We start from the raw sequence: 24,918 nt of genomic DNA on the forward strand, positions 1-24,918 counted from the left end.
GGAATCAGGTCCGCACGGCTATGGTCGACAGCAGGTCTGCCAACCGATCGGGCCGGTCGATCATCGAGAAGGTGCGGGCGCCGTCGATGATCTCGAGGCGGGCGTGCGGGATGATGCTTGCCAGCCGTTCGCCGTCGCCGAGCTCGAAGAACACGTCGTCGGCCGACCACGCGATCAGCGTCGGCTTGGTGAATTCGGGGAGCCGGGCGGCCACCCCGGTGGTGACCTCGGTGCGCAGCGACAGGGTGAACTGCCGCAGATCCTCGGCGATCGCCGGGTTCGACCGGGTGGTGTGCACCCATTCCCGGGTGAGGACATCGATGTTCGCGTGGGCCAGGCCCGCGTAGGCACGCCTGCGCACAGCAGGGATCCGCACGGCCTGCGCGACGCCCCGGAACAGCACCTTGGATTGTGCGGCGCTGATCAGCGGCTTGAGGATGGGCGGTGGAAAGTGTTCGAACGCATCGCAACTCGTCAACACCAGGGCGCCGATTCGGTCCGGATGATGCACGGCGACCAGCTGCGTGACCACCCCGCCGGTGTCATTGCCGACCAGTGCGACGTCGTCGAGATCCAGGGTGGCGAGCGTGTCGGCGACGATGCTCGCGACGCCGCGGATGCTGCGATCGGCGCCGGGCCGCAACGGTTCGGGATGCGCGCCCAGTGGCCAGGTCGGGGCGATGCACCGCAGGCCACGCGCCGCCAGGCGCGCGCTGACCTGGCGCCACAGCTGCCCACCCATCATGTACCCGTGGACGAAGACGACCGGCCTGCCGTCCTTCGGTCCGAATTCCTCGAAATGGACGGTTCCGGCGCTAATCTCAATGATCGACATGGATGACTCCCGGCTCGATACGCATTTACGAACAGTCTGCCGGTAACTTACCAACAGGGTGTATGGAAAACAAGAGACGTACTCAGGAAGAGCGCTCCGCGGCCACCCGTGAAGCGTTGATCGCGGCTGCCCGGCGACTGTGGGGTGAGCGCGGCTACTCAGAGGTGGGGACGCCGGAGATCGCCACGGCCGCAGGCGTGACCCGAGGCGCGATGTATCACCAATTCGCCGACAAGGCAGCACTTTTTCTGGCCGTGGTGGAGGTCGTGGAGCAGGACGTGATGGCGCGGTTGGCGACCGAGGTGGCCGCGTCGGGCGCGACGACTCCGGCCGACGCGATCCGCGCCGCGGTCGACGCGTGGCTGGAGGTGTCCGGCGATCCCGAGGTGCGCCAGCTGATCCTGCTCGACGCGCCGAGTGTGCTCGGCTGGGCAGGGTTCCGCGACGTGGCCCAGCGCTACAGCCTCGGCATGACCGAGCAACTGCTCGCCGAGGCGATCAAGGCCGGTCAACTCGCGCGTCAGCCCGTGCGGGCCTTGGCGCACGTGCTGATCGGCGCCCTCGACGAGGCGGCCATGGCCATCGCTACCGCCGAGGATCCGAAGAAGGCCCGCCGCGAGATCCGGCAGGTGCTACGCCGGCTGATCGACGCAATGCTGACCGGTTGATTTCCGCGGCTTTCTCCCGCGGCTTTCTCCCGCGACTTTCTCCGGCGAGCAGACAGCCAGGTACGCGAAACGCGGCGTGTCGCGTACCCGCGTGTCTGCTCGCGAGGGAAGTCCTAGCGGTCGGCGCGCTGGTAGGCCGTCACGACGGCGGCGCCGCCAAGGCCGATGTTGTGTTGCAGCGCAGCGTTGACGCCGTCGACCTGACGCTTGTCGGCGGTGCCGCGCAACTGCCAGGTCAGCTCGGCGCACTGGGCCAGGCCCGTCGCACCCAGCGGGTGGCCCTTGGAGATGAGCCCGCCGGACGGGTTGACCACCCAGCGTCCGCCGTAGGTGGTGTCGTCGTTGTCGATCAGCCGCGGCGCTTCACCTTCGCCGCACAGGCCAAGGGCTTCGTAGAGCAGCAGCTCGTTGGCCGAGAAGCAGTCGTGTAGCTCGATGACCTGGAAATCCTCAGGGCCGAGGCCGGACTGTGCGTAGACCTGTTGGGCCGCTTGTACATTCATGTCGTAGCCGATGATGTTGGCGGCGCTGCCGTCGAACGTCGAGGCGAAGTCGGTGGTCATGGCCTGCCCGACGATCTCGACCGCCTGGGAAGCCAGCCCGTGCTTGTCGACGAACTCCTCACCGGCCAGGATCGCCGCGCCGGATCCGTCGGAGGTGGGCGAGCACTGCAGCTTGGTCAGCGGATCGGAGATCATCTTGGCGGCCAGGATGTCGTCGAGGGTGTACTCGTCCTGGAACTGCGCGTACGGATTGTTGACCGAGTGTTTGTGGTTCTTGTAGCCGATCTTCGCGAAATGCTCGGCGGTGGAGCCGTACTTCTTCATGTGTTCGCGGCCGGCCGCGCCGAACATCCACGGCGCCACCGGGAATGCGAATTCGTCGATCTCGGCCAGTGCCTTGACGTGGCGGCCCAGTGGCGACTCGCGGTCCTGGGCGCCCGCCTGCAGCGCGCCCGGCTGCATCTTCTCGAAGCCCAGCGCGATGGTGCAGTCCGCCAGGCCGCCCCGGATCGCTTGTGCGGCAAGGTAAAGCGCGGTCGAGCCGGTGGAACAGTTGTTGTTCACGTTGACGATCGGGATGCCCGTCATGCCCAGTTCGTAGAGCGCGCGCTGACCCGACGTGGAATCCCCCGAGCAATATCCGACATACCCCTGTTGGACCTGGTCGTAGGAGATCCCGGCGTCCTTGAGCGCGTTGGTACCCGACTCCCGCGCCATGTCCGGGTAGTCCCACGCCGAACCATTGTCGTTGAGGCGACGGCCGGGCTTCTCGAACTTCGTCATCCCCACCCCTACAACGAACACTTTGTTGACCATGTCGAGAAACATACATATCGCGACGCGCTTAGTGTAGAGATAAATAGAACACGTTCTAGTTCGTCGAGGAGGATCTGCCGTGCTCAAAGTGGTGCAGTGGGCGACCGGCGGAGTCGGCGTGGCCGCCATCAAAGGCGTGCTGGAACACCCGGACCTGGAACTGGCCGGGTGCTGGGTGCATTCCGAGGCCAAGAACGGCAGGGACGTCGGAGAGCTCATCGGCGCCGGGCCCATCGGCGTCGTCGCGACCAACAGCGTCGACGAGATCCTCTCGCTGGATGCCGACGCCGTCATCTACGCGCCGCTCGTGCCCAACCCCGACGAAGTCGCGGCGCTGCTGCGGTCCGGCAAGAACGTCGTCACCCCGATCGGCTGGTTCTACCCGTCCGACAAGCAGGCCGAGCCGCTGCGGGCCGCGGCACTCGAGGGCGGCGCCACATTGCACGGCACCGGTATCGCGCCCGGCGGCATCAGCGAGAAGTTCCCCCTGCTGGTGTCCGCGCTGTCCACCGGTGTGCGGTTCGTGCGCGCCGAGGAATTCTCCGACCTGCGCACCTACGAGGCGCCCGACGTGGTGCGCCACGTGATGGGCTTCGGCGGCGAGCCTGACAACGCGCTGAGCGGACCGATGCAGAAGCTGCTCGACGGCGGCTTCATTCAGGCCATCAAGTTGGTTGTGGACCAGATCGGGTTCAACGCCGAGCCGCGGATCAGGGCGACGCAGGAGATCGCCGTGGCCACCGCGCCCATCGAATCGCCGATCGGCGTGATCGAACCGGGTCAGGTCGCAGGGCGAAAATTCCACTGGGAGGCCATCGTCGGTGATGAGCCCGTCGTTCGGATCACGGTCAACTGGCTGATGGGTGAGGAAAATCTAGAACCGGCATGGACTTTCGGGCCGGCCGGGCAGCGCTACGAGATGGCGGTCCGGGGCAATCCGGATTTCACCATGGTCATCAACGGATTTCAGGGCATCGTCGGCGAGCAGGGCCCCGAGCCCGGCGTCGTCGCCACCGCGGCGCACTGCGTCAACTCGGTGCCTGCGGTGTGTGCGGCGGCGCCGGGCATCGCCACCTATCCCGACCTGCCGCTGATCAGCGGGAAGGCGGCACCCGACCTGCGGTGATACTTAGGGCTGCACCAGGATTCGGATCGGATTACCGTCCTGGCGTTCCAACCTTTCGATGCCCGTGGCGATGTCCTCCAGCGCGACGATGCCGCTGATCGACCGCGACAGGTCGAGCCGGCCCAGCGACACCAGCGTCGCCAACGTCGAGATGTCGACGTTCTGATATCCGAGATGGCCGAGCACCTGCTTCTGGGTCAGGCCGAACATCGACGTCGGCCCTATGGTGGGCTCCTGCGCGCTCATGCCGACCGACACCAGCCGGCCGCCAACGGTCAACTGCCCCAACGCCTGCTCGAAGGTCGACTTGAGCCCGACCGCGTCGAACGCGACGTCGAGCCCGCGGCCGCCGGTCACCTCGGCGATCTTTTCGCCGAGGTTCTCGTCACGCGAATCGAAGGCGTAATCGGCGCCGAGTTCCAATGAGCGGTCGAGGACTTCGGGTTTGATGTCGACGGCGATCACCGGTACGGCGCCGACCAGCCGGGCGAGTTGCGCGATGTGAGTGCCGACGCCACCGAGTCCCCACACCCCGACCGATTCGCCGATCCCGACCTTGCCCGTGCGCACCACGGCGCCGTACGGCGTCGACACCGCATCGGCCAGTATCGCGGCCTGTTCCAGCGGTACGTTGTCCGGCACGCGGGTCAGCCCGAATGCCTGCGCGATGGTGTACTCGGCCCACGCACCGTCGTAGGCGAAGGCCATCAACTGGATCCGCATGCAGTTGGCGATGTCACCGCACCGGCAGTTGGCACACGTCAGGCAGGGCCTGCCTGCCGCGACGATCACCCGGTCACCCTCGGCCCACCCCGTCACCCCTGGGCCGAGTTTGGCGATGGTGCCCGAAGCCTCGTGGCCCTGCGTCACCACCGGGGCCTGCGCCGGGAACGTGCCGTTGATCAAGCTCAGGTCGGAGTGGCAGATGCCGCAGAACGCCACCTTCACCAGGACTTCGCCCGGACCGGGCTCGGGAATCGGAACATCTTCCACGACAACCGTTTTGGTGTCGGCGTAGAAGCGCTCGGCCCGCATCGTCGCGGTCATCTCGGTTCCCTTCGTCCGGCGGCTACTATCGGCATCATGTCGCAGTCGCCGGTCGCCGAGCAACGACGCTGACCGATGTGTCGGTTGTTCGGACTGCACGCGGGCCATCACGCCGTCACGGCGACCTTCTGGCTGCTGAATGCGCCGGACAGCCTCGCCGCGCAGAGCAGGCACAACCCGGACGGCACCGGACTGGGCGTATTCGGGCCCGACGGCGCACCGCACGTCTACAAGCAACCCATTGCGGCGTGGCAGGACTGCGCTTTCGCGACCGAGGCCCACGACCTCACCGCAACCACGTTCATCGCCCATGTCCGGTACGCGTCGACCGGTGCGCTCGAGGTACGCAACACGCACCCCTTCCTGCAGGACGGACGGATCTTCGCGCACAACGGTGTGGTCGAAGGACTCGACGTGCTGGACGCGCGGCTCGCTGACCTGGGAGTCGCCGATCTGGTCGGCGGCGAGAGCGATTCCGAGCGGGTGTTCGCGTTGATCACCGCCGCGATCCGCAGCGCCGAGGGCGACGTGACCGCCGGGCTGCGCGACGCCATCGGCTGGCTCGCCGACACCGTGCCGATATACGCCGTCAACGTCCTGCTCAGCACCGCCACTGGACTGTGGGCGTTGCGCTACCCGGACACTCACGAGCTGTACCTGTTGGATCGCCGCGAGGTGGCCGAGCGACAGATGCGGATGCGCAGCCACCGCATCGCCGCGCACTCCGAGCAGCTGAGTCGGCACCCGGCGGTGGTGTTCGCGAGCGAGCCGATGGACGGCGAGCCCTGGCAGCCGCTCGCACCCGGTGAACTGGTACACGTCGACGCCGACCTGAACATCCACCGCGAGGTGGTCTTCCCCGATCCTCCGAAGCATCTGCTGCAACTGGCCGAGCTCACCGAGAAGGCTGCCGCGTCACAACACCCCGCCGGGTGAGCCCGCGCCCGGCTGGCACACTGGAATCCCCTGGCAACCAAACGTGCACTGGTCCTGGCAGGCGGCGGCATCGCGGGGATCGCATGGGAGACCGGCATTCTGCGGGGCATAGCCGACGAATCCCCGCAGACGGTCCAGGCCCTGCTTGACAGTGACGTGATGGTCGGCACGTCGGCCGGTTCGACGGTCGCCGCGCAGCTCGGCAGCGGACTGAGCCTCGATGAGCTCTACCTGCGCCAGATCGGCGCGAAATCGGCCGAACTGGACCCCGGTGTTGGCATCGACAGTGTCACCGACCTGTTCGTCGACGCGATGCTCACGCCGAACTCCGACAAGGCCCAGAAACTCCAGAAGATCGGCCAGGTCGCGCTGGACACCCCGACGGTGTCGGCGGCCGTGCGCCGGGAGGTGATCGCCGCGCGGCTGCCGTCTCACGAGTGGCCGCAGCGGGTACTGCGGATCTCGGCGGTCGACATCGACCGCGGCGAGCTGGTCAGCTTCGACCGGGATTCCGGCGTCGGACTTGTCGATGCCGTCGCCGCGAGCTGCGCGGTGCCGGGCGTGTGGCCGGTCGTCACGATCGGTGATCGGCGCTATATGGACGGCGGGGTCAACAGCAGCGTGAACATGGTGCTGGCCGCCGACTGCGACGCCGCTGTCGTACTGGTGCCCTCAGGGCAGAACACCCCGTCGCCGTTCGGGGCCGGGGTGAGCGCCGAGATCGACGGTTTCGCCGGCGCATCGCTTGGCGTCTACGCCGATGACGACGCGGTGGACGCGTTCGGCGAGAACCCGCTGGACCCGGACTGCCGGGTCCCGTCGGCGCAGGCCGGCCGCAGGCAGGGGCGACGCGTCGCGGCGGCGGTGGCCGAGTTCCTGGCCGGCTGAGTCAGCCGTCGAGCGCGCGGGCGGCCAACTCCTGACCGATCCCGATCACCTCGCCGGCCCGGTGGAACTCCAGGCTGCGGCACACCGAGCGGGGCACCTCGATGAGCAGATCGGGGGGATAGGCCGCCAGCGTGTGCCGGGCCAGCGCGGCCTGCGCGATGTCGATGGTGCGGTACATCACCTCGAAGCTGCCCAACCGCGGCGCCCCAGCGGTCTCGGGGATGTCGTCGGTGTCGGTTTCCGCGAGCTCGCCGTCGGGGATCGTCGCCCCGAACCGGCTCAGCACCGCGCGGGCCGTCGGCCGGTCGAGCATGCTGCGGACCGACGCCGTATCCAAGACCCCCGACGTGCTGCGCAGCATCCGGTTGAGCCACTCGGCGCTCGGCCGGGGCTCGCGATCCTCCGGTGTCGCGGCCGTGCCCGGATCACCGCCGGACACGCTGACCGCGATGGTCAGGTCGGCGTTGACCGCGGCGATCGGCGCCATCGGCAACGGATCGAGTATGCCGCCGTCGCCGAGCAGCCGGCCGCCGAGCGCATGCGGGGCGATCACGCCGGGGATGGCAATCGATGCCCGGATCGCCGCATCGACCGGGCCGTGCTGCAGCCATACCGATTTCCCGGCGATCAGATCCGTCGCGACCGCGGTATAGGGGATGGGCAGATCCTCGATGGTGGCCTCGCCGAGGATGTCGCGGACGGCGTCGAGGATCTTCTCCGCGCGCATGATCCCCGCGGCCGTGAGCGACGGGTCGAGCAGCCGCAACACCGCACGCTGGGTCAAAGTCCGCGCCCACTCGGCGAAATCGTCAAGCTTGCCCGCGGCGTGCAGCCCGCCGACGAGCGCTCCCATGGACGACCCGGAGACACCGACCACCTCGTAGCCGCGTTCGCGCAGTTCGTTGATGACGCCGATGTGCGCGTAGCCGCGCGCGCCACCGCTGCCGAGAGCCAGCGCAACTCGCATGCGTCCATTCTGCCGTGCGGACGCCGACGTCACACCTGCCGGTAGCGACCCTCGCGCTCGACGTCCTGCCACCACGGCCACCGGCGCGCGAGAGCCAGGGCCGTCGCGGGCATGGCGGCGAACTCCACACGGACGCCCGCCGCGGCCAGATCGGCATCCAGGTCGCGCAGGCCGTCGAGGATCGTGGTGCTGATGCTCAGCTGCCGGGAAAGGTCCACTACCAACGTCTTTGGCGGCGGATCGGCCGACAGCGCCATGACGCGCATCATCTTGGTGTTGGCCCTCAGGTTCGCGGTGTACAGCGCCACCTGGGTCCTGAGCACCAGAGGATCAGCCGGATGGACCAGTTCGCCCTCCGGCCCGTCGGTACTGATGCCGTGGTGGTCGACGACCTGCACCACATGTGGCTGATTTGCGTTGTGCAACACCGCATACAGCGTCAGCAGCACCCCGACGGCGACGGCAGGCAGCAGGCCCACGGTCAGCGCCACGGTCATCACCAGGATCGCCAACGTGAACTCGCGGCGGCTGAATGTCCACAGCTGCCGCAGCGCCCGCACCTCGATCAGCCCGAGAACCGGAACCAGGACCATGGCACCGAGCGTCGCTTCCGGCAGCTTGGACAACACCGGTGCCAGCAGCAACGCCACCACCACCGCCAGCGCCGCGGTCACCAACCCCGACACCTGGCTGCGGGCACCCGACCGGGTGTTCACCTGGCTCTGAGAGAAACCGCCCGAGGGTGGCAGCGCGTGGAAGAACGCACCGGCCACCGCGGCCAGCCCCAGGGCGCTGAGCTCCCGGTCCGGCTCGATCTGCGCATCCTCGCGGCGGCGGATGCCGCGAGCCGCCGACACGGTCTCCAAGAACGCCATCATCGCGATCGCCAGCGCCCCGGGGAACAGATGGCCGACGTGATCGAACGCCGGCCATCCGGGAACCGGAAGTCCTTCGGGCACAGCGGGTATCAACTTGACGCCGAGTGCGGACAACCCGCCGAACGAGGCGCCCGCGATACCCAGCCCGGCGACCACCAGCGGGCCAGGAACTTTCGGGTAGGCGCGGCCGATGAACCACAGCAGCCCGATGCTGGCGAGTGAGAGCACCACGGTCATGAGATGGGCATGGCCCAGTTGGCGTAGCGCCGAGGCAAGGACGCGGAAGAAGCCTTCGTGATTCGGATCCGGTGTCACACCCAGCAGTTTCGGCAGCTGACCGGCCGCGATGGTCAACCCGACACCGGCCTTGAGGCCGATCAGGGTGGCCTCGTTGATGTTCTCCACCACCGATCCCAGCCGCAACACCCGGGCGACCAGCAGGATCACCCCGACGAGCAGCGTCAAGGTCATCAAATCCGAAGGGGCGCCCGATGATCCGGCCAGCACGCCCGCACCCAGCATCGTCGACGCCGTCAGCGTCGCGACCGTCGACGTGGTGCTGACGCTGACGCTGCGCGAACCGCCCGTGAACGCATAGACGATCATCGGCAGCATGCAACTGTAGAGGCCGAATTCGACGGGCATGTTGGCCACCGTCGCGTACGCCATCGCCTGCGGAATGACCACGGCGCCCGCCGCGAGTCCGGCGAACACGTCACTGCGCAACCATTGTCGTTGGTAGGGCAGCAGCGCAGGGCTGGGCGCAACGCGAAATCGCACGGCGCAAGTATGGCCCGCGTAGACCGTCGCCGTGGCAGGGTTGTGCACCATGAGTGCGCCACCGAACGCGGCTTCGAGAGTGTCGGGGGCGGTGCGTAGTCTCGGCCGTCCCAGCCCACGCGATGTCATCGCCGGTCTGGTGACCGGGCTGTTCTCGATCCCGGAAGGCATGGCTTACGCCAGTATTGGCGGGTTCAACCCGGTGGCCGGGCTGTATGCAGGTGTGGTCCCCGGCATCATCGGCTCCCTGTTCGCCCGCACGGTGCTGATGGTGACGACGTTGACGAGTGCCATCGCACTGTCGTCGCGCAGCGTTCTCAAAGAAGCCGGGCTCGATCCGCAGGACCCGGCCAACGTCGCGGCCCTGGCGCTCGTGGTCGGTGCGGTGATGTTGCTGTTCGGATTGCTGCGGTTCGGCTCGATCATGAACTTCGTCTCCAACGCCGTAATGACGGGCTTCTCCACGGGTATCGCGCTGCAGATCGTGGCGGGCGTGCTCGGCGACGCCACCGGCTACAAACCGCAGAGCGGCAACACCATCGGCAAGTTCATCGACTCGTTGGCGCACATCGGGCTGTGGCACGGCACGGCCGTCGCGGTCGCGGCAGGCACGGTCGCGGTGTGGGCGGTGTTCCATTTCGTCAAGCCTCTGGAATCGTTCGCCACCCTGATCGCGCTGGTGGTCGTCACCGCCGTCGTGGCCGTCGCGCACATCGACGTCGAAACCGTGGGCGACATCGCGTCGATCACGAATTCCCTTCCCCCGGTGACCATCCCGAATTTCTCCGCGATGCCGGAGCTGCTCGTGGGCGGGGTTGCCGTCGCGCTCGTCGCGCTGGCCCAGGCCGCGGGAATCTCCGCAGCGGTGCCCAACCCCGACGGCAGCCGCACCAACATGAACGGCGACTTCCTGGCCCAGGGCGCGGCCAACTTCGCAGGCAGCTTCTTCGGTGCGCTGCCCACCGGAGGCTCGCTGTCGCGCACCGGGGTGGCCACCTCAGCAGGCGCGCGCAGCCGCTGGACCGGCATCTTTGCCGGTATCTGGCTGGCGGTGCTGGTCCTGGTCGCGGGCTCGGCCGCCGAGATCATCCCGATGCCGGTCATAGGCGGGCTCATCCTGGTGATCGGCGCCGAGCTGGTGGTGGGCCGGCTACCCGACATCAAGCTGGTGCTGCGGGTCGCGCCGCTGTCGGCGGTGGCAATGCTGATCACGTTCGCGGCCACCACACAGTTACCGCTGCACACCGCGATCCTCATCGGTGTCATCACATCGCTGGTGCTGTACTGCGCCAAGGCCGCCCAGGCCGCGCGACTCATGGCGCTAGAACCGGCAGCCGACGGCGGATGGCGGCAGGTGCCCGTGCCCGCGCGGTGCGCCAGCGACGACGTGACGGTGCTGCACTACGCCGGGGTTGGGCTGTTCGCCGAAGTGGCCCGCATCGACGAGACCTGGCCGCGGGCCGACGGCACCGCCAACGCTGTCGTGGTGCTGAGCCTTCGCGCGTTGCCCGACGTGCCGTCGTCGGTGACCATCAAGGCGTTGCGGAGATGGGCCGGCCAGTTGACGGCCAACAACGGCAGGCTGATCATCTCCGGCGTGAATCCGGGCACCGCGGAGGTGCTGCAGCGCGGCGGGCTCGACGACGTGCTGGGCGACGACGGCATCGTTGCCGCCACCGACCGGGTCTTGGGCGCCCTCGACATCGCCGTCGAGCGCGGACGTGCCTGGGTGGCCGCCCAGCGCGGCGAGAGCGGTGGTTCGGCGCAGCCTGATTCGAACTAGCCGCAGAGCTGATCGGCCGCCGCGCGGACCGCGACGATCACCGCAGCCTGACGGCCGGGCTCCAGCTCCGCCCAGGCCTTGTTGTAGGTGCCGGGCCCCGGGATCGCACCAGGGGTCTGCAAGGAGGCCAGATACGGCTCGATCTGCGCCTTGGGGTCGCCGCCCTTCTCGTCCATCCACACCTTGGCGGCGTGGCAGGCCTGGAAATACTCCTCTTCAGAGGACTGGGCGTCGGCCCCCACGGCGGTGGTGACCCCGCCCGGCGAGACCGCCGCTTCACCGGGGGAGGCCGTGGGTGTCGCCGTGCGGGTAGAGGCGGTCGACGGTGTCGCGGGGGCGCCGGATGGCTGCCCCTGATCGCCGGTCGACGAGCATCCCGTCAACAACGTGAGGCCGGTGACGGCGATGGCTCCGGTCGTCCACCGCACGGCCGAGGTGTTACTGCGCATGACGCCAATCTATGCAACACTGGCCGCCGTGACGGAACGGACCAGTTCTCAGGACTGTTGTCGGGCTCGCTAGCGCGCCCTTGACCAACCCTGTCCGTACGTCAGTTCTGGAGTTTCCCGCATGGTTTCCACCCTTGCCCCTGCCGTGGTGCCCGCAGTATCCGCACCGACCCGGCTGCGCCTGCCCGATCTGCTGCACACCACCGACCGCGCCGCCGACGATGTCCTCTCCGGCCGCTACGACCGGCTGTTGCGCGGCCTGCCGCACGACGAACGCTGGTACACCCGGCTCGCCGGCGACGACGAGTTGGACATCTGGCTCATCAGCTGGGTGCCGGACAAGTCCACCGAACTGCACGACCACGGCGGCTCGCTGGGCGCGCTGACGGTGGTGTCCGGTGCGCTCACCGAAACCCGCTGGGATGGTGAGGCATTGCGGCGTCGACGCCTGTCGGCCGGTGCCCAGGCCGCGTTCCCGCTCGGATGGGTGCACGACGTGGTCCGCGCACCAGCGCCGATCACCGGCCCGACATTGAGCGTGCACGCCTATTCGCCACCCCTCACCGCCATGTCGTACTACGAGGTGACCCAACGGAACACGTTGCGCCGCAACCGTACCGAGCTGACCGACGCGCCGGAGGGGTGAGCATGAGCCGGATCGACGCAGTCTTGGCAGCCGCGCGGGAGCGCCTGCAGCGGCTGCCTGCCGACGAACTGCCCGCCGCGCTGGCGTCGGGAGCGGTGCTCGTCGACATCCGGCCCGCCGCGCAACGAGCCCTCGAGGGCGAAGCCGCGGGCGCGCTGGTGATCGAGCGCAACGTCCTGGAGTGGCGGTGTGACCCCACCAGTGATGCCCGCATTCCGCAGGCCGTCGACGACGATGTCTACTGGGTGATCCTCTGCTCGGAGGGCTACACCTCAAGCCTGGCCGCCGCCGCCCTGCTCGACCTCGGGCTGCACCGCGCCACCGACGTCGTCGGCGGCTATCAGGCCCTGAAAGTGGCTGAGCTGGTCTAGGCGTTTTCGTCGTTGTTCAGCAGCGGGCGCAGTCTCTCGGTCTTGTCCGGAGTCCAGTCCGGCGGCTGCAGGATCTTGGCCCACGCGTTTGCGACATCCTTGACGTAGACGTGGCCGTGCCCGTCGGGCACGTCGACCGCGACCGCCATGTCCGCAGACACCTGCAGGAACGTCACCACCGGGATCCACTGCATGCGTCCCGAGACGTCGTAACCACGGGGCTCCCTGAGCCAATCCGGCTCGGAGAACAGCAGATCCGGGTTCCACCACGCGATCGGGTCGGATGCGTGCTGCAGGTAGACCGTGCGCGGCGTGAACCACGGGTCCGCCGGCCGGTCCAGATTCTCCGGGCGCGCGGCGAACCGAACGTAGTCGCCCTTTTCGTAGATCGGCAGCCACTCCGGTGAACCGGCATCGCGGTTGCGGGTCAGATCCGTCCAGATGGTGTTGTTGAACGTCGGACCCGAGAACAGTGCACCGTCGGTGCGGGCGACCAAATTGTTCAGGCTCAGGAACGGCGCCTCGCCGCCGAACGAACCGAGGCTCTCGCCGAACACGACGAGCTTGGGGCGCTTGCCTTCCGGCCGTTGCTTGACCAGTTCGTCGACGGCCTCGAACAATGCCTGCCCGGCCTGACGCGCGTTCTCCTTGTCCACCAGGAACGAGATCCAGCTGGGCAGGAACGAGTACTGCATCGACACGATCGCACTGTCGCCGTTGTACATATACTCCAGTGCCGAGGCCTCGGCCTCGTTGATCCAGCCCGTGCCGGTGGTGGTCGCCACCGCGACCACCTTGCGGTCCAACCCACCGGTGCGCAGCAACTCCTGCGCGGCCAGCGCCGCGGTGGCTCGGATGCCCTCGGCGGAATGCAGCCCGGCGTACGCCCGGATCGGTGGCATCGCTGGTTTTCCGTTGAACTTGGTCAAGGCTTCGACGCTCGGGCCGGCCGAGACGAACACCCGGCCCTGATGGCCCAGCGTGGTCCACTTCGCCAAAGATTCAGGGCCGCCGGACCGCAGCTTCGACGTCGGGGCCGCGAAATCGGGATCGTCCTCGTTGTTGATCGCCGAGAACGTGCTGTTGATCTTGTCCATCGCGACCCGGACCACCACGCCGTTGAGCAGCGCGATGCTGAACGCCAGCAACAGTACAACCACGACCACTGCCGAAACCCGGGGCGGCGCAAAGCGATTGAGCTGACGCACCAGGAAGCGCACGAGCCTGCCGATGAGCTGTCCGATCTCGACGAACACGAACAGCAACACCACCGACAGCACGGCCGTCAACGGGTGATCCCAAAATGTCAGCCGCGGTACGCCCATGAAGTCACGGACCTCGTCCTGCCACACATGGAAGTACACGATCATCAGGATCTGGCCGACGATGCCGACGACCACCAGTCCGAGCCAGGCCCACTTGGGTGCCTTGGGGCTGTTGTCCCTGGAGCCCATGAACCGCACCAGCCACACCCCGAAAACACCGAGGCCGTAGCCGATTGCGCCGGCGGCCCCGCTGACCAGACCTTGAAACAGCGGGCCGCGCGGCAGCAGCGACGGCGTCATCGACAACCACAGGAACACCAGGCCGAGCGCCGTTCCGAAGAACGTGTAATGACGCTGCCACCAGTCGGGCTTGTCCGTCTCGCGTGCCTGGGCTTCAGGAGTCTCGGCTTCGGGCTCGGCGGTGTCGGTCACCCGTTGACTTTAACGATGCGTGAAGTTCGGGGCGCGCTTCTCGGTGAAGGCCGCCATGCCTTCCTTCTGATCGGCCGTGGCGAACGCCGAGTGGAACAGCCGCCGCTCGTAGAGCAGCCCTTCGGTGAGCGACGACTCGAAGGCGCGATTGACGGCTTCCTTGGCCATCCGTGCGGCCGACAGCGACATCCCCGCGATCGTCTCCGCGACCGCGAGGGCCTCGTCGATCAGCGAGTCCGCCGGCACCAGCCGCGACACCAGCCCGGCCCGCTCGGCCTCGACCGCGTCGATGGTGCGGCCGGTCAGGATCAGGTCCATCGCCTTGGCCTTGCCGATCGCGCGCGTCAGCCGCTGGCTGCCGCCCATACCGGGCAGCACGCCGAGCTTGATCTCGGGCTGACCGAACTTCGCGGTGTCCGCTGCGATCAGGATGTCGCACATCATCGCCAGCTCACAGCCGCCGCCCAGGGCGTACCCGGCGACCGCGGCGATGGTCGGCGTCCGCGTGGCCGCGAACTTCGACCACTGCTCGAAGAAGTCGGCCGAGTACACATCGGCGAACGACAGCTCGGCCATCTCCTTGATGTCGGCGCCCGCGGCGAACGCCTTGTCGTTGCCCGTGACGATGATCGCGCCGACGCTCGGGTCATTGTCGAGTTCGGCTGCGGCCGTGGTGACTTCGTTCATCACCTGGCTGTTGAGCGCGTTGAGCGCCTTGGGCCGGTTCAGGGTGATGGTGGCGACGCGGTCGACGCGGGTCACCAGGATCGTCTCAAAGCTCATCGGATGTCCTCTCAGAACGTCAGGTCGGGATCCGCCGGAACAAAGTATGCGTCGACATCGGCCTGGGTGACCTCCGCAATCGATGCCGGAGACCATTGTGGATTGCGATCCTTGTCCACCAGCTGGGCGCGGATGCCCTCGACGAAATCATGCGAGCGCACCGAAGCGCACGAGGTCCGGTACTCCTGCTGGAGGACCTCTTCGAGGGTGTCCAGCTTGGCGGCCCGGCGGACGGCTTCCAGAGCCACGGCCAGCGAGACGGGGGAGCGGGTCGAGATGAGATTGGCGGCGTCGGTGCCCGCGTCACGCTCGCGCAGGGCGGCCACGATGTCGGCGACGGTGTCCCCGGCGTAGCATGTGTCGATCCAGTCCCGTTGTGCAAGTAGGGGACTGGCCGGCGGCTCGACGGCGTGGGCGGCCAAGGCGTGCTCGACGCCGTCATTGACGACGGCCTCGGTGAACTCGGCGAGGCTGTCATGGGGCACATAGTGATCGGCGAAGCCCATGGCGATCGCGTCGGCTCCGCTGAACGGTGCGCCGGTCAGCGCGGCGTGCAGGCCCAGAGCGCCGGGGGCGCGTGAGAGCAGGTAGGTGCCGCCGACGTCGGGAATGAAGCCGATGCCGACCTCGGGCATCGCCATCTTGGTGCTGTCGGTGACCACCCGGATGCTGCCGTGGGCTGCGACGCCCACGCCGCCGCCCATCACGATGCCGTCCATGAGCGCCACATACGGCTTGGGATAGCTGCCGATGCGGGCGTTGAGCCGATATTCGTCGTACCAGAACCTGCGGGCGTCGGCCCCGCCCGCCTTGGCGCTGTGATAGAGCGCCACGACGTCGCCGCCTGCGCAGAGACCGCGCTCGCCGGCGCCGGTGAGCAGAACGGTGTGAACGTTCTCGTCGTGCTCCCACGCGTCGAGCGCCGCGGCCATGCCCGCGACCATGCCCTCGTTGAGCGAGTTGATCGCCTTGGGCCGGTTCAAGGTGAGGATGCCGACGCCGTTGCGGACGTTTACTAGGATGTCCTCGTTTTCGGTCACGGATGCAATCTAGTTCGACGCCCGTTGGCCCCTTTCGCCGGGTAGGGTTTGCCTCGATATCAAACCTGTACGTTTCCTGGGAACTCATCCGGTTTTGCGGGAACCTGTGCAGATCGCCGAACGTTGACCCAAGTAGTTCACTGCCGAACAACGGCACATAGGAGAGGACCCGACGGTGCGCGAGACCAGCAACCCGGTATTCCGGTCTCTGCCCAAGACGCAGGGCGGATACGCACAATTCGGTACCGGAGCCGCCGGATACGGCGCTCAGCAGGTACATGCACAGCCTTACACCGAGTACCCCGAACAGCGGCAGGCCGGTGTGTCGCGTCCGCTCACCATCGACGACGTCGTCACCAAGACCGGTATGACGCTCGCGATCGTGTCGATCGTGGGTGTGCTTTCCTACTTCTTCGCCGCCGCCAACCCGGCGCTGATGTTCCCGATGTTCATGGTCGGCAGCATCGGCGGCTTGGTGCTGGTGCTCATCGCGACATTCGGGCGTAAGCAGGACAACCCGGCCATCGTGCTGTCGTACGCGGCGTTCGAGGGTGTGTTCGTCGGCACCGCGTCCTTCCTGTTCGCCAACCTGGTGTCCAGCGGCGGACCGGCCATGATCTTCCAGGCCGTGGTCGCCACCTTCGGCGTGTTCTTCGGCATGCTCGTCGTCTACAAGACCGGCGCCATCCGGGTCACCCCGAAGCTCACCCGCATGATCGTCGCCGGCATCTTTGGCGTCGTCGCACTGGCCATCGTGAACATCCTGTTCGCGATCTTCACCGGCAACGCCCCGCTGACCGACGGCGGCCCGCTGGCCATCGGCTTCTCGCTGCTGTGCATCGGCCTGGCCGCGTTCAGCTTCCTGATCGACTTCGACGCCGCCGACCAGATGATTCGCGCCGGCGCGCCCGAGAAGGCCGCCTGGGGCATCGCGCTCGGCCTGACCGTCACCCTGGTCTGGCTGTACATCGAGATCCTGCGACTGCTGAGTTACTTCAACAACGACTAGCAGTCATACCCGAGAAGGGCGTCCGCGATTGCGGGCGCCTTTTTCTTTTGCGTTGTTCTGCCGTGGGTGGGCGTGGGCCGCGGCGTTGAGTCTGCAGTGAGGGTCTTGGCTTCTCGCACTTTTGCGCCGTGGATGCAGAGTCAATATAGGCGGCAGGGTTATCCCCAAGCCCAGGTTCATCCACAGTCGCCGGCTGGCGCGTCTCGGACAGCGACAAATAGTCGGTGGCCGAAACGAGCCTGTCGCCATGGACATTGGTACCGAACCATTCGTCGGCAGCGAGGCTCTGGCATGCGGCGCGCTGAACCGCTACGAGTTACGTCGCTATTACCGGCTGCTGATGCCAAATGTGTACCTGGACAAGCGAATAGTCCCGACGCTGCAGCTGCGGACTCAGGCGGCGTGGCTGTGGTCACAGCGGAAAGGCGTCGTCGCGGGCCTCGCGGCATCGGCCCTGCACGGTGCGAATTGGATTGGTGGCGACACTCCGATCGAGTTGATCTGGGCGAATGCGAGACCACCAAAATCGGTGATCACGCGTGCGGAGCTGTTGTTGCCGGGGGAGTCTCAACGGCTCGACGGACTCGTTGTGACGACGTCTGAGCGGACGGCGTTCGACCTCGGCCGGCGCGGTTCACTGGGCGAGGCGGTCGCTCGGCTCGACGCACTAGGCAACGCGACGGGGCTGAAAGCGCTTGATGTTTTGCAGCTGGCCGACCGCCATCGGCATGTGCGCGGGCTACGTCAGCTCGAATCCGCGCTCGATCTCTACGATCCCGGTGCCCAGTCGCCTCAAGAGACCCGGCTTCGGCTGATGATCATCGATGCCGGATACCCACGGCCGCAGACGCAGATCCCAGTGCCAGGAGAGGACGGGCAACCGCGGTACTACCTCGACATGGGTTGGGAGGAGTACATGCTCGCCGTCGAATATGACGGTGCACAGCATGCTGACGCACTTGGCTACGACATCATCCGCCACGAGTACGTCGCACACCTCGGCTGGACCACAATTCGCGTGGCGGCCGGACACCGTCGGCCGGACATCCTGAGGCGCCTGCAGCTCGCGTGGGATCGGGTTGCTCCGCCATTGGCTCTGCGGTGAGGGTGTTGGTTTCTCGGGCTTTGACGCCGTGCGTGCAGAGTCAGTGCCGAGCGGGGTGCCCCCGCCGTTGGCTCTGCGGTGAGGGTGTTGGTTTCTCGAACTTTGACGCCGTGCGTGCAGAGTCAGTGCCGAGCTTGGTGCCCCCGCCGTTGGCTCTGCGGTGAGGGTGTTGGTTTCTCGCCTTTTCACGCCTCACGCGCAGAGTCAGTGCCGAGCATGGTGCCGCCGCCATTGGCTCTGCGGTGAGGGTGTTGGTTTCTCGCCTTTTCACGCCTCACGCGCAGAGTCAGTGCCGAGCATGGTGCCGCCGCCATTGGCTCTGCGGTGAGGGTGTTGGCTGCTCGTACTTTGACGCCTCACGCGCAGAGTCAGTGCACGGCTGGACTAGCTGTACTGACCTGAGAGGTTAGGCACGCGGCTGGCAGGTGGTTGACCCTTGAGTGCTGTGTGGCCGCGGTGGTGATTGTAGTTGTGTAGCCATCGCGGGTACTCGGCGCAGCGGTCGGTGTCGCTGGTGTAGAGCCGGGCGTAGGCCCATTCGTCGGCCAGGGTGCGGTGGAAACGTTCCACTTTGCCATTGGTTTGTGGCCGGTAGGGGCGGGTGCGCCGGTGCTCGATGTCACCCAGGGCATCGCGAAATTTGTGCGACCGATAGCAGGACCCGTTGTCGGTCAACACTTTCCGCACCGTAAAGCCGCAATGATTGAACCAGGCGTTGGCCCGCAGCCAGAACGCTGCGGCCGTCTCTTTGCGTTCGTCTGCCAGTAGTTCGGAGTAGGCCAGCCGTGAGTGCGCATCGATGGCGGTGTGCAAGAAGTGATACCCCCGCACCGGATTGCCGTACTTGCTGGTCTGCCCTGAACTCTTGTCGGCCTGCCTGTTGCGGCCACCGATAGGTTTTCCCAACATCCGCCAGCCGCCTCCGTCCGGGATCTTGCCCAGCTTCTTGACATCGACATGCACGAGATCGCCGCAGGCCGCGGATTCCATCCGGCGGATGACCGCCCGGTCGGGCGGTCGAGCCAGCGCAGTTTGGCCAGGCCGTACCGGGTCAGCACGCGATGCACCGTCGAGGGATGCAACCTCAGCAGATAACCGATACGCGCAGGCCCCAACGCCGGATGACCCGGACTTTGATGATGCGCCGCTCAGTTCGGGTGGGTGTTCTCTTGGGGCTGTGGTGAGGCCGTGAGCTGCGATCAGCCATGCCGGCATCACCGAGTTCGCGGTACCGCCCGGCCCAGCGAGCTGCGGTGCTCACCGAGACCTGGAACCGCTCGGCAGCCCGCCGCAGCGGCCAACCGTCCTCAACAATGCACCGAGCTAGGCGCAGACGTCCGGTTTCTGACAACGGGGCATTACGGTGGGACATGAAGACCTCCGGAGTGAGTTGGTGCGTTCCTCGACAGCTCGCACTTCACTCGGAGGTCTTCGTCATGTCACTACGCCACGCCGTACCTAACGTCGGTGGTCAGTACAACTAGCTCAAGCGCTCCACGACCATCGCCATGCCCTGGCCGCCACCGACGCACATGGTCTCGATGCCGAAGGTCTTGTCGTAGGTCTGCAGGTTGTTCAGGAGCGTGGCGGTGATGCGGGCACCTGTCATGCCGAACGGGTGGCCCAAAGCAATTGCGCCACCGGACACATTGAGCTTGTCCTCGTCCATGCCGAGCGCGCGGGCCGAGCCGAGCACCTGCACCGCAAAGGCCTCGTTGATCTCGTAGAGGTCGATGTCGCCGATGGTCATGTTCGCGTTGGCGAGCGCCTTCTTGACGGCTTCGATGGGACCGAGACCCATGATCTCCGGCGACAGACCGGACACGCCCGTCGACACGACGCGGGCCAGCGGGGTGAGGCCGAGCTCGCGAGCGCGCACATCGCTCATGACCACGAGCGCCGCGGCGCCGTCATTGAGCGGGCAGGCGTTGCCGGCGGTGATGGTGCCGTTGGGCCGGAAGACGGGCTTGAGCTGGCTGATCTTCTCGTAGGTGGTGCCCGCGCGCGGACCGTCGTCCTTGGAGACCACGGTGCCGTCAGGCAGGGTCACCGGAACGATCTCGCGCTCGAAGAAGCCGCTGTTGATGGCTTCCTCGGCCCTGTTCTGCGACCGAACACCCCAGTGATCCTGGTCTTCACGGCTGATGCCGGTGTGCAGTGCGACGTTCTCGGCGGTCTGACCCATGGCGATGTACACGTCGGGCAGCAGGCCGTCTTCGCGGGGATCGTGCCACTCGTCGGCGCCTGCCGCGGCCTGGTCGGAGCGGGCCATCGCGTCGGCGTATATCGGGTTCTTGGTGTCGGGCCAGCCGTCGGCGTTGCCCTTGGCGAACCGGGACACGGTTTCGACGCCTGCGGAGATGAAGGCATGGCCCTCACCGGCTTTGATCGCGTGGAACGCCATGCGGGTGGTCTGCAGAGACGACGAACAGTAGCGGTTGACGGTGGTGCCGGGCAGGAAGTCGTAGCCGAGTGAAACCGCGACGGCGCGACCGATGTTGAACCCGGCCTCACCACCGGGCTGGCCGCAGCCCATGATCAGGTCGTCGATGTCGCGGGGGTCCAGAGCAGGCACTTTGTCCAGCACGGCCTTGACCATCTGGGCGGCCAGGTCGTCGGGACGCATGTTGACGAGTGAGCCTTTGCCTGCGCGGCCGATCGGCGAGCGGGCAGTGGCAACGATGACAGCTTCAGGCATGGCAGGCTCCTAGATCGTGTTCTAGAAACGAACCTAACCCGCGGGCACCACGATGGGTGCGGGCACCCCGGTCGGCCGCCGCCAGAGCCTGCTCACACTGCCCAGTCGCGACAGCAGCGACGTGTCGTCCGCCGACCCGGTTTCCAGGGCTTCGGCACCGTCCCAGTCGCCCAGCGCATTACAGAGCGCGGGCAAGAGCTGGCTGGCCGCCAACGCATAGCCCGCCGCCGACGGGTGGAACATGTCCTGCGAGAACAGCAGCTCGGGAGCTTTGTAGAAGTCCGGTGCCAGCAGGTCGGAGAACGGGACCGGCACGCCGCCCGCGGCACGCACAGCGCCGGCCTGCGCGCGGGCCAGGCGCAATCCGCGGCTGCGTGCCACCATGCGCAGGGGTTGGGGTATCGCAGTGATCACCCCGAAGTCGGGACAGGTGCCGACGACCACCACCGCACCCGCCGACCGCAGCCTGCGCACCGCGGCGCCCAGACGCCGCGCCGACGGGCCGATGCCGTTCGGCTTGGTGATGTCGTTGGCTCCGATCATGATGACGGCCGCGTCCGGTGGTGGGCCCGCGACGAACATCGCGTCGATCTGGCCGGACAGCCCCTTCGACGTGGCGCCGACAATTGCCTTGGTGCTCAGGCGAATCCGCTTGCCGAACTGCTCGGCCACACCGCGAGCGATCACGACTCCGGGTACCTCGTCGGCCTCATGGCAGCCGTAACCCGTGGCCGTGGAATCTCCGAACACCATCAGGTGGATGTCGAACGGAACCCCACGCTCCCACCGCTGCACCGGCCCGCCGCCGGGCGCGTACACGCCGTCGGCTCGGGGCGGGATGTCCCAGGACTTCGGAATGACTCGGCGGGCCTGGTCGGCCTGCCCGGACAGCAGATTGCGTGCTCCGATGTAGGCCGTGCCGGTCGACGCCAGCGTCGCTGCGGCCGCCAGGGCGACGGTGGCTCGACGTGGCGTCCGACTACGGCTGCGGACGCGAGGAGCATCACTACTTGACCCCACACCGCAAGTTTAGGTGCGACACACGGGGTTTTGCGCGCGGCGAAGGCGGATCAGCGATTACGTTGCGGTATCAAGTCCGGTATCAATTCAGGTTATTTGATTGTTGAACTGATTGACCGTGTCAAGCTAAGTTACCCGGGTTGTCTGAGTGACGTAGCACACCTAGCACTACAAAGACGTAGGAAGTGGTGGCGATGACTGCACCGAGTAAGGTCTCGAGGTCCCATCGCGCTGGGATAAGCCCAGCTAGATTGCACCGCGCACGCAAGTACCCGGTAAGTGACCAGAGGCCCGTAGAGATCGTCGAAGACGGCCCGAGCCTGGGTGGTCGGCTGGCTTCGCTGGCAGCCATGCTGACAATCCGTCCGGTGCTGGCAATTGGTAGCCATGCTCCACGTCTGCCGTGGCCATTCGGCATCGTCGAATTCGCGGCTCGGACGCTGCGTCCCTCTCCCGGGACCATCAGGGCAACGATCGGATTGCCGAATTGCACTGCGCAGCTCGTGCGGGCAAACGGAGTACTGCCGGCCGACGGCAAGCGCAGCGTCATCCTGTATCTGCACGGCGGCGCGTTCATCGTGTGTGGTGCGAGCACCCACTCCGGCATCGTGTCGTCGCTGTCGCAGTACGCGGACAGCCCGGTGCTCGTCGTCAACTACCGGATGATCCCCAAGCACTCGGTGGGCACCGCGCTCGACGACTGTTACGACGCCTACCAGTGGCTGCGGCTCACGGGTTACGAGCCCGACCAGATCGTGCTGGCGGGCGATTCCGCAGGCGGCTATCTGGGCCTTGCGCTCGCCGAGCGGCTGCTGGCCGAAGGCGAAGAGCCGGCGGCCCTGGTGACGATGTCGCCGCTGTTCGAGATCGACAACGTCACGCGCGCCAACCATCCGAACATCCGTCGCGACGCGATGTTCCCGGGCCGCGCCTTCGAAGCTCTGGTCGAACTCGTCGAGCACGCCGCAGGCCGCAAGGGCGAAGAAGTCTACGAACCGCTCGACCACATCGAACCGGGCCTGCCGCGCACGCTCATTCACGTGTCCGGTTCCGAAGTTTTGATCAGCGATGCGCGGAAAGCCGCCCGGATGCTGGCCGCCGCCGGCGTTCCGGTGGAGGTTCGCGTTTGGCCCGGTCAGATGCACGTCTTCCAGCTCGCATCGCCTCTGGTGTCCGAAGCGACGCGCTCGCTGCGCCAGATCGGCGACTACATTCGCGAGGCCACCTGGTAACCCGCGCGCGAGCCTGACACGATGTGACTATGCGCATCGCCAAGCACGTCAGTGAGCTCATCGGCAATACCCCTCTGGTACAGCTGAACTCGGTTGTCCCAACAGGTGCGGGCTTGGTGGCCGCCAAGATCGAGTACCTCAACCCGGGTGGTAGTGCCAAGGACCGCATCGCCGTCAAGATGATCGACGCCGCGGAGGCCAGCGGCGAACTCAAAGCGGGTGGCACCATCGTCGAGCCGACGTCCGGCAACACCGGGGTCGGCCTGGCGCTGGTGGCCCAGCAACGCGGCTACAAGTGCATCTTCGTCTGCCCGGACAAGGTCAGCGAGGACAAGCAGAATGTGTTGCGCGCGTACGGAGCTGACGTAGTCGTGTGCCCGACGGCGGTGCCGCCGGATCATCCCGACAGCTACTACAGCGTCTCCGACCGGCTGGTCAGGGAGATCGACGGGGCCTGGAAGCCCGACCAGTACTCCAACCCGATGGGGCCGGCCAGCCACTACGAGACCACGGGCCCCGAGATCTGGGCCGACACCGAGGGCAAGATCACCCATTTCGTCGCCGGCGTCGGCACCGGTGGCACCATCACCGGAACCGGGCGCTACCTCAAAGAGGTCTCCGGCGGAAAGGTGCAGATCATCGGGGCCGACCCCGAAGGATCGGTCTACTCCGGCGGGACCGGCCGTCCGTATCTCGTCGAAGGTGTCGGCGAGGACTTCTGGCCCAGCGCCTCCGACCCGACCGTGCCCGACGAGATCATCGCCGTCTCCGACGCGGATTCCTTCGACATGACCCGCAGGCTGGCGCGTGAGGAAGCCCTGCTGGTCGGTGGATCGTGCGGGATGGCCGTGGTCGCAGCCATCGAGGTGGCCCGCAAAGCCGGGCCGGACGCGGTCGTGGTGGTGCTGTTGCCCGACGGCGGACGGGGTTATCTCTCAAAGATTTTCAACGATGCATGGATGTCCTCGTATGGCTTCCTGCGCAGCCGCCTGGACGGCTCGATCGAACAGTCGACGGTCGGAGATGTGCTGCGCGGCAAGTCCGGAGCCCTGCCCGATCTGGTGCACACCCACCCGTCGGAGACCGTGCGCGACGCCATCGGCATCCTGCGCGAATACGGGGTGTCGCAGATGCCCGTCGTCGGTGCCGAGCCACCTGTGATGGCCGGCGAGGTTGCCGGCAGTGTGTCGGAACGTGAACTGCTGTCAGCGGTATTCGAAGGCCGGGCCAAGCTCGCCGACGCCGTCTCCGAGCACATGGGGCCGGCGCTGCCGCTGATCGGCGCGGGTGAGTTGGTGAGCACCGCGGCGAAGTCGCTGCGGGACAGTGACGCCGTGATGGTCGTCGAAGACGGCAAGCCCGTCGGCGTGCTGACCCGTCACGACCTGCTCGGGTTCCTGTCGGAGGGAAACGCGCGGCACTGAACACCAGGTGAGAAGCGCTGCAATCGACCACTTCTCGGGTAGTGTCAGCGGGCGCTATTCAGCAAACTCGACTGCGGAGGGGGTCCGCGACCGATCTACCGATACGGCCTTTGCCGCGAGGGGCATGTGAACGAGCCCCGTGGTGCGTAATCTCCCCAGTGAGCCGTTCCGCTCGCTGTACATCCAGGTGCTGGCAGTCAGTGGTGACCGGGTGACG

At 66.9% G+C, this 24,918-nt stretch carries 22 protein-coding genes and 1 pseudogene; 11 read left to right on the forward strand and 12 right to left on the reverse strand.

All coding sequences use genetic code 11. The features are described from left to right. Positions 1–4: 4 nt before the first annotated feature. Positions 5–835 carry an alpha/beta fold hydrolase gene (locus BTO20_RS08075; protein WP_087074842.1) on the reverse strand — a complete coding sequence of 277 codons (831 nt, stop codon included), beginning with the start codon at positions 833–835 and terminating at the stop codon, positions 5–7. Positions 836–897: 62 nt separating this feature from the next. On the opposite strand from BTO20_RS08075, the gene BTO20_RS08080 reads away from it, so the two are divergent. Then, positions 898–1,503: a TetR/AcrR family transcriptional regulator gene (locus tag BTO20_RS08080; RefSeq protein WP_087074844.1), complete on the forward strand. Its 606-nt coding sequence runs from the start codon at positions 898–900 to the stop codon at positions 1,501–1,503. A 113-nt stretch (positions 1,504–1,616) separates the two neighbouring features. On the opposite strand, the gene BTO20_RS08085 is transcribed toward BTO20_RS08080, so the two are convergent. After that, entirely contained in the window at positions 1,617–2,822 is a 1,206-nt protein-coding gene (locus BTO20_RS08085) for a lipid-transfer protein (protein WP_087081786.1), read from the reverse strand. A gap of 79 nt (positions 2,823–2,901) precedes the next feature. On the opposite strand from BTO20_RS08085, the gene BTO20_RS08090 reads away from it, so the two are divergent. Then, positions 2,902–3,948, forward strand: coding sequence for an NAD(P)H-dependent amine dehydrogenase family protein (locus tag BTO20_RS08090; protein WP_087074846.1), 1,047 nt, complete (start codon positions 2,902–2,904; stop codon positions 3,946–3,948). A 3-nt stretch (positions 3,949–3,951) separates the two neighbouring features. Here the strand turns inward: BTO20_RS08090 and BTO20_RS08095 are convergent, their stop codons facing one another. Continuing rightward, positions 3,952–4,995, reverse strand: coding sequence for a zinc-binding dehydrogenase (locus BTO20_RS08095; RefSeq protein ID WP_087074848.1), 1,044 nt, complete (start codon positions 4,993–4,995; stop codon positions 3,952–3,954). Positions 4,996–5,070: 75 nt separating this feature from the next. Here BTO20_RS08095 and BTO20_RS08100 point away from each other — a divergent pair, with 75 nt between their 5' ends. Together BTO20_RS08100 and BTO20_RS08105 are read left to right on the forward strand one after the other, a co-directional pair. Continuing rightward, positions 5,071–5,931, forward strand: a complete 861-nt coding sequence (locus BTO20_RS08100; protein ID WP_087074850.1) for a class II glutamine amidotransferase — start codon at positions 5,071–5,073, stop codon at positions 5,929–5,931. A 30-nt stretch (positions 5,932–5,961) separates the two neighbouring features. Further along, on the forward strand, positions 5,962–6,819 hold the full coding sequence (locus tag BTO20_RS08105; protein ID WP_087074852.1) for a patatin-like phospholipase family protein: 858 nt from the start codon (positions 5,962–5,964) through the stop codon (positions 6,817–6,819). Position 6,820: 1 nt separating this feature from the next. Here BTO20_RS08105 and BTO20_RS08110 read toward each other — a convergent pair whose 3' ends face one another. Next, a complete protein-coding gene (locus BTO20_RS08110) occupies positions 6,821–7,786 on the reverse strand; it encodes a patatin-like phospholipase family protein (protein WP_087074855.1) in 966 nt (321 codons plus the stop codon). 29 nt (positions 7,787–7,815) lie between these two features. After that, complete coding sequence (locus BTO20_RS08115) at positions 7,816–9,444, reverse strand: SulP family inorganic anion transporter (protein WP_232491091.1); 1,629 nt, start codon at positions 9,442–9,444, stop codon at positions 7,816–7,818. A 49-nt stretch (positions 9,445–9,493) separates the two neighbouring features. On the opposite strand from BTO20_RS08115, the gene BTO20_RS08120 reads away from it, so the two are divergent. Beyond that, positions 9,494–11,227, forward strand: coding sequence for a SulP family inorganic anion transporter (locus BTO20_RS08120; protein ID WP_087074859.1), 1,734 nt, complete (start codon positions 9,494–9,496; stop codon positions 11,225–11,227). On the opposite strand, the gene lpqV is transcribed toward BTO20_RS08120, so the two are convergent. Then, positions 11,224–11,676 carry a lipoprotein LpqV gene (gene lpqV, locus BTO20_RS08125; RefSeq protein ID WP_087074862.1) on the reverse strand — a complete coding sequence of 151 codons (453 nt, stop codon included), beginning with the start codon at positions 11,674–11,676 and terminating at the stop codon, positions 11,224–11,226. The genes BTO20_RS08120 and lpqV overlap by 4 nt on opposite strands. Positions 11,677–11,797: 121 nt before the next feature. Here lpqV and BTO20_RS08130 point away from each other — a divergent pair, with 121 nt between their 5' ends. Continuing rightward, positions 11,798–12,322, forward strand: a complete 525-nt coding sequence (locus BTO20_RS08130; protein ID WP_087074864.1) for a cysteine dioxygenase — start codon at positions 11,798–11,800, stop codon at positions 12,320–12,322. A 2-nt stretch (positions 12,323–12,324) separates the two neighbouring features. After that, positions 12,325–12,693: a rhodanese-like domain-containing protein gene (locus BTO20_RS08135; protein ID WP_087074866.1), complete on the forward strand. Its 369-nt coding sequence runs from the start codon at positions 12,325–12,327 to the stop codon at positions 12,691–12,693. Here BTO20_RS08135 and BTO20_RS08140 read toward each other — a convergent pair. From BTO20_RS08140 to BTO20_RS08150, 3 genes are read right to left on the reverse strand one after another with little or no spacing between them, the layout of a single operon-like run. After that, complete coding sequence (locus tag BTO20_RS08140; protein WP_087074868.1) at positions 12,690–14,390, reverse strand: alpha/beta hydrolase; 1,701 nt, start codon at positions 14,388–14,390, stop codon at positions 12,690–12,692. The two genes, BTO20_RS08135 and BTO20_RS08140, sit on opposite strands and share 4 nt — an antisense overlap. Before the next feature lie 9 nt (positions 14,391–14,399). Beyond that, the gene (locus BTO20_RS08145; protein WP_087074870.1) at positions 14,400–15,173 is read right to left on the reverse strand and encodes an enoyl-CoA hydratase; all 774 of its coding nucleotides are present in this window, start codon (positions 15,171–15,173) and stop codon (positions 14,400–14,402) included. A gap of 11 nt (positions 15,174–15,184) precedes the next feature. Continuing rightward, on the reverse strand, positions 15,185–16,213 hold the full coding sequence (locus tag BTO20_RS08150) for an enoyl-CoA hydratase/isomerase family protein (protein ID WP_087074872.1): 1,029 nt from the start codon (positions 16,211–16,213) through the stop codon (positions 15,185–15,187). 175 nt (positions 16,214–16,388) lie between these two features. Here BTO20_RS08150 and BTO20_RS08155 point away from each other — a divergent pair, with 175 nt between their 5' ends. Both BTO20_RS08155 and BTO20_RS08160 read left to right on the forward strand, forming a co-directional pair. Continuing rightward, positions 16,389–17,222 carry a Bax inhibitor-1/YccA family protein gene (locus BTO20_RS08155; RefSeq protein WP_087074874.1) on the forward strand — a complete coding sequence of 278 codons (834 nt, stop codon included), beginning with the start codon at positions 16,389–16,391 and terminating at the stop codon, positions 17,220–17,222. 247 nt (positions 17,223–17,469) lie between these two features. Beyond that, a complete protein-coding gene (locus BTO20_RS08160; RefSeq protein ID WP_157680168.1) occupies positions 17,470–18,327 on the forward strand; it encodes an endonuclease domain-containing protein in 858 nt (285 codons plus the stop codon). Between the two features lie 384 nt (positions 18,328–18,711). Here BTO20_RS08160 and BTO20_RS08165 read toward each other — a convergent pair. The 3 genes and pseudogenes from BTO20_RS08165 to BTO20_RS08175 all read right to left on the reverse strand — a co-directional run bounded on the left by BTO20_RS08165 (position 18,712) and on the right by BTO20_RS08175 (position 22,045). Beyond that, positions 18,712–19,699 (reverse strand): annotated as a pseudogene (locus BTO20_RS08165) (IS481 family transposase). A 108-nt stretch (positions 19,700–19,807) separates the two neighbouring features. Continuing rightward, entirely contained in the window at positions 19,808–21,025 is a 1,218-nt protein-coding gene (locus tag BTO20_RS08170; protein WP_087074876.1) for an acetyl-CoA C-acetyltransferase, read from the reverse strand. Between the two features lie 33 nt (positions 21,026–21,058). Further along, on the reverse strand, positions 21,059–22,045 hold the full coding sequence (locus tag BTO20_RS08175) for an SGNH/GDSL hydrolase family protein (RefSeq protein WP_087074878.1): 987 nt from the start codon (positions 22,043–22,045) through the stop codon (positions 21,059–21,061). A 194-nt stretch (positions 22,046–22,239) separates the two neighbouring features. On the opposite strand from BTO20_RS08175, the gene BTO20_RS08180 reads away from it, so the two are divergent. Together BTO20_RS08180 and BTO20_RS08185 are read left to right on the forward strand one after the other, a co-directional pair. Further along, positions 22,240–23,277 carry an alpha/beta hydrolase gene (locus tag BTO20_RS08180; protein WP_087081790.1) on the forward strand — a complete coding sequence of 346 codons (1,038 nt, stop codon included), beginning with the start codon at positions 22,240–22,242 and terminating at the stop codon, positions 23,275–23,277. Positions 23,278–23,306: 29 nt separating this feature from the next. Further along, positions 23,307–24,701 (forward strand): cystathionine beta-synthase, encoded by a 1,395-nt coding sequence (locus tag BTO20_RS08185; protein WP_087074880.1) that lies wholly within the window; start codon positions 23,307–23,309, stop codon positions 24,699–24,701. Positions 24,702–24,918: the final 217 nt, after the last annotated feature.

Origin of the sequence: Mycobacterium dioxanotrophicus (genome assembly GCF_002157835.1) — a bacterium.
GTDB lineage: Bacteria > Actinomycetota > Actinomycetes > Mycobacteriales > Mycobacteriaceae > Mycobacterium > Mycobacterium dioxanotrophicus.

Bases quoted from the DNA above. Each gene is read 5' to 3' on its own strand.
- BTO20_RS08075 (WP_087074842.1), bottom strand. From the start codon at position 835: ATGTCGATCATTGAGATTAGCGCCGGAACCGTCCATTTCGAGGAATTC.
- BTO20_RS08080 (WP_087074844.1), top strand. From the start codon at position 898: ATGGAAAACAAGAGACGTACTCAGGAAGAGCGCTCCGCGGCCACCCGT.
- BTO20_RS08085 (WP_087081786.1), bottom strand. From the start codon at position 2,822: ATGGTCAACAAAGTGTTCGTTGTAGGGGTGGGGATGACGAAGTTCGAG.
- BTO20_RS08095 (WP_087074848.1), bottom strand. From the start codon at position 4,995: ATGACCGCGACGATGCGGGCCGAGCGCTTCTACGCCGACACCAAAACG.
- BTO20_RS08100 (WP_087074850.1), top strand. From the start codon at position 5,071: ATGTGTCGGTTGTTCGGACTGCACGCGGGCCATCACGCCGTCACGGCG.
- BTO20_RS08110 (WP_087074855.1), bottom strand. From the start codon at position 7,786: ATGCGAGTTGCGCTGGCTCTCGGCAGCGGTGGCGCGCGCGGCTACGCG.
- BTO20_RS08120 (WP_087074859.1), top strand. From the start codon at position 9,494: ATGAGTGCGCCACCGAACGCGGCTTCGAGAGTGTCGGGGGCGGTGCGT.
- lpqV (WP_087074862.1), bottom strand. From the start codon at position 11,676: ATGCGCAGTAACACCTCGGCCGTGCGGTGGACGACCGGAGCCATCGCC.
- BTO20_RS08130 (WP_087074864.1), top strand. From the start codon at position 11,798: ATGGTTTCCACCCTTGCCCCTGCCGTGGTGCCCGCAGTATCCGCACCG.
- BTO20_RS08135 (WP_087074866.1), top strand. From the start codon at position 12,325: ATGAGCCGGATCGACGCAGTCTTGGCAGCCGCGCGGGAGCGCCTGCAG.
- BTO20_RS08145 (WP_087074870.1), bottom strand. From the start codon at position 15,173: ATGAGCTTTGAGACGATCCTGGTGACCCGCGTCGACCGCGTCGCCACC.
- BTO20_RS08160 (WP_157680168.1), top strand. From the start codon at position 17,470: ATGGACATTGGTACCGAACCATTCGTCGGCAGCGAGGCTCTGGCATGC.
- BTO20_RS08170 (WP_087074876.1), bottom strand. From the start codon at position 21,025: ATGCCTGAAGCTGTCATCGTTGCCACTGCCCGCTCGCCGATCGGCCGC.
- BTO20_RS08180 (WP_087081790.1), top strand. From the start codon at position 22,240: ATGACTGCACCGAGTAAGGTCTCGAGGTCCCATCGCGCTGGGATAAGC.
- BTO20_RS08185 (WP_087074880.1), top strand. From the start codon at position 23,307: ATGCGCATCGCCAAGCACGTCAGTGAGCTCATCGGCAATACCCCTCTG.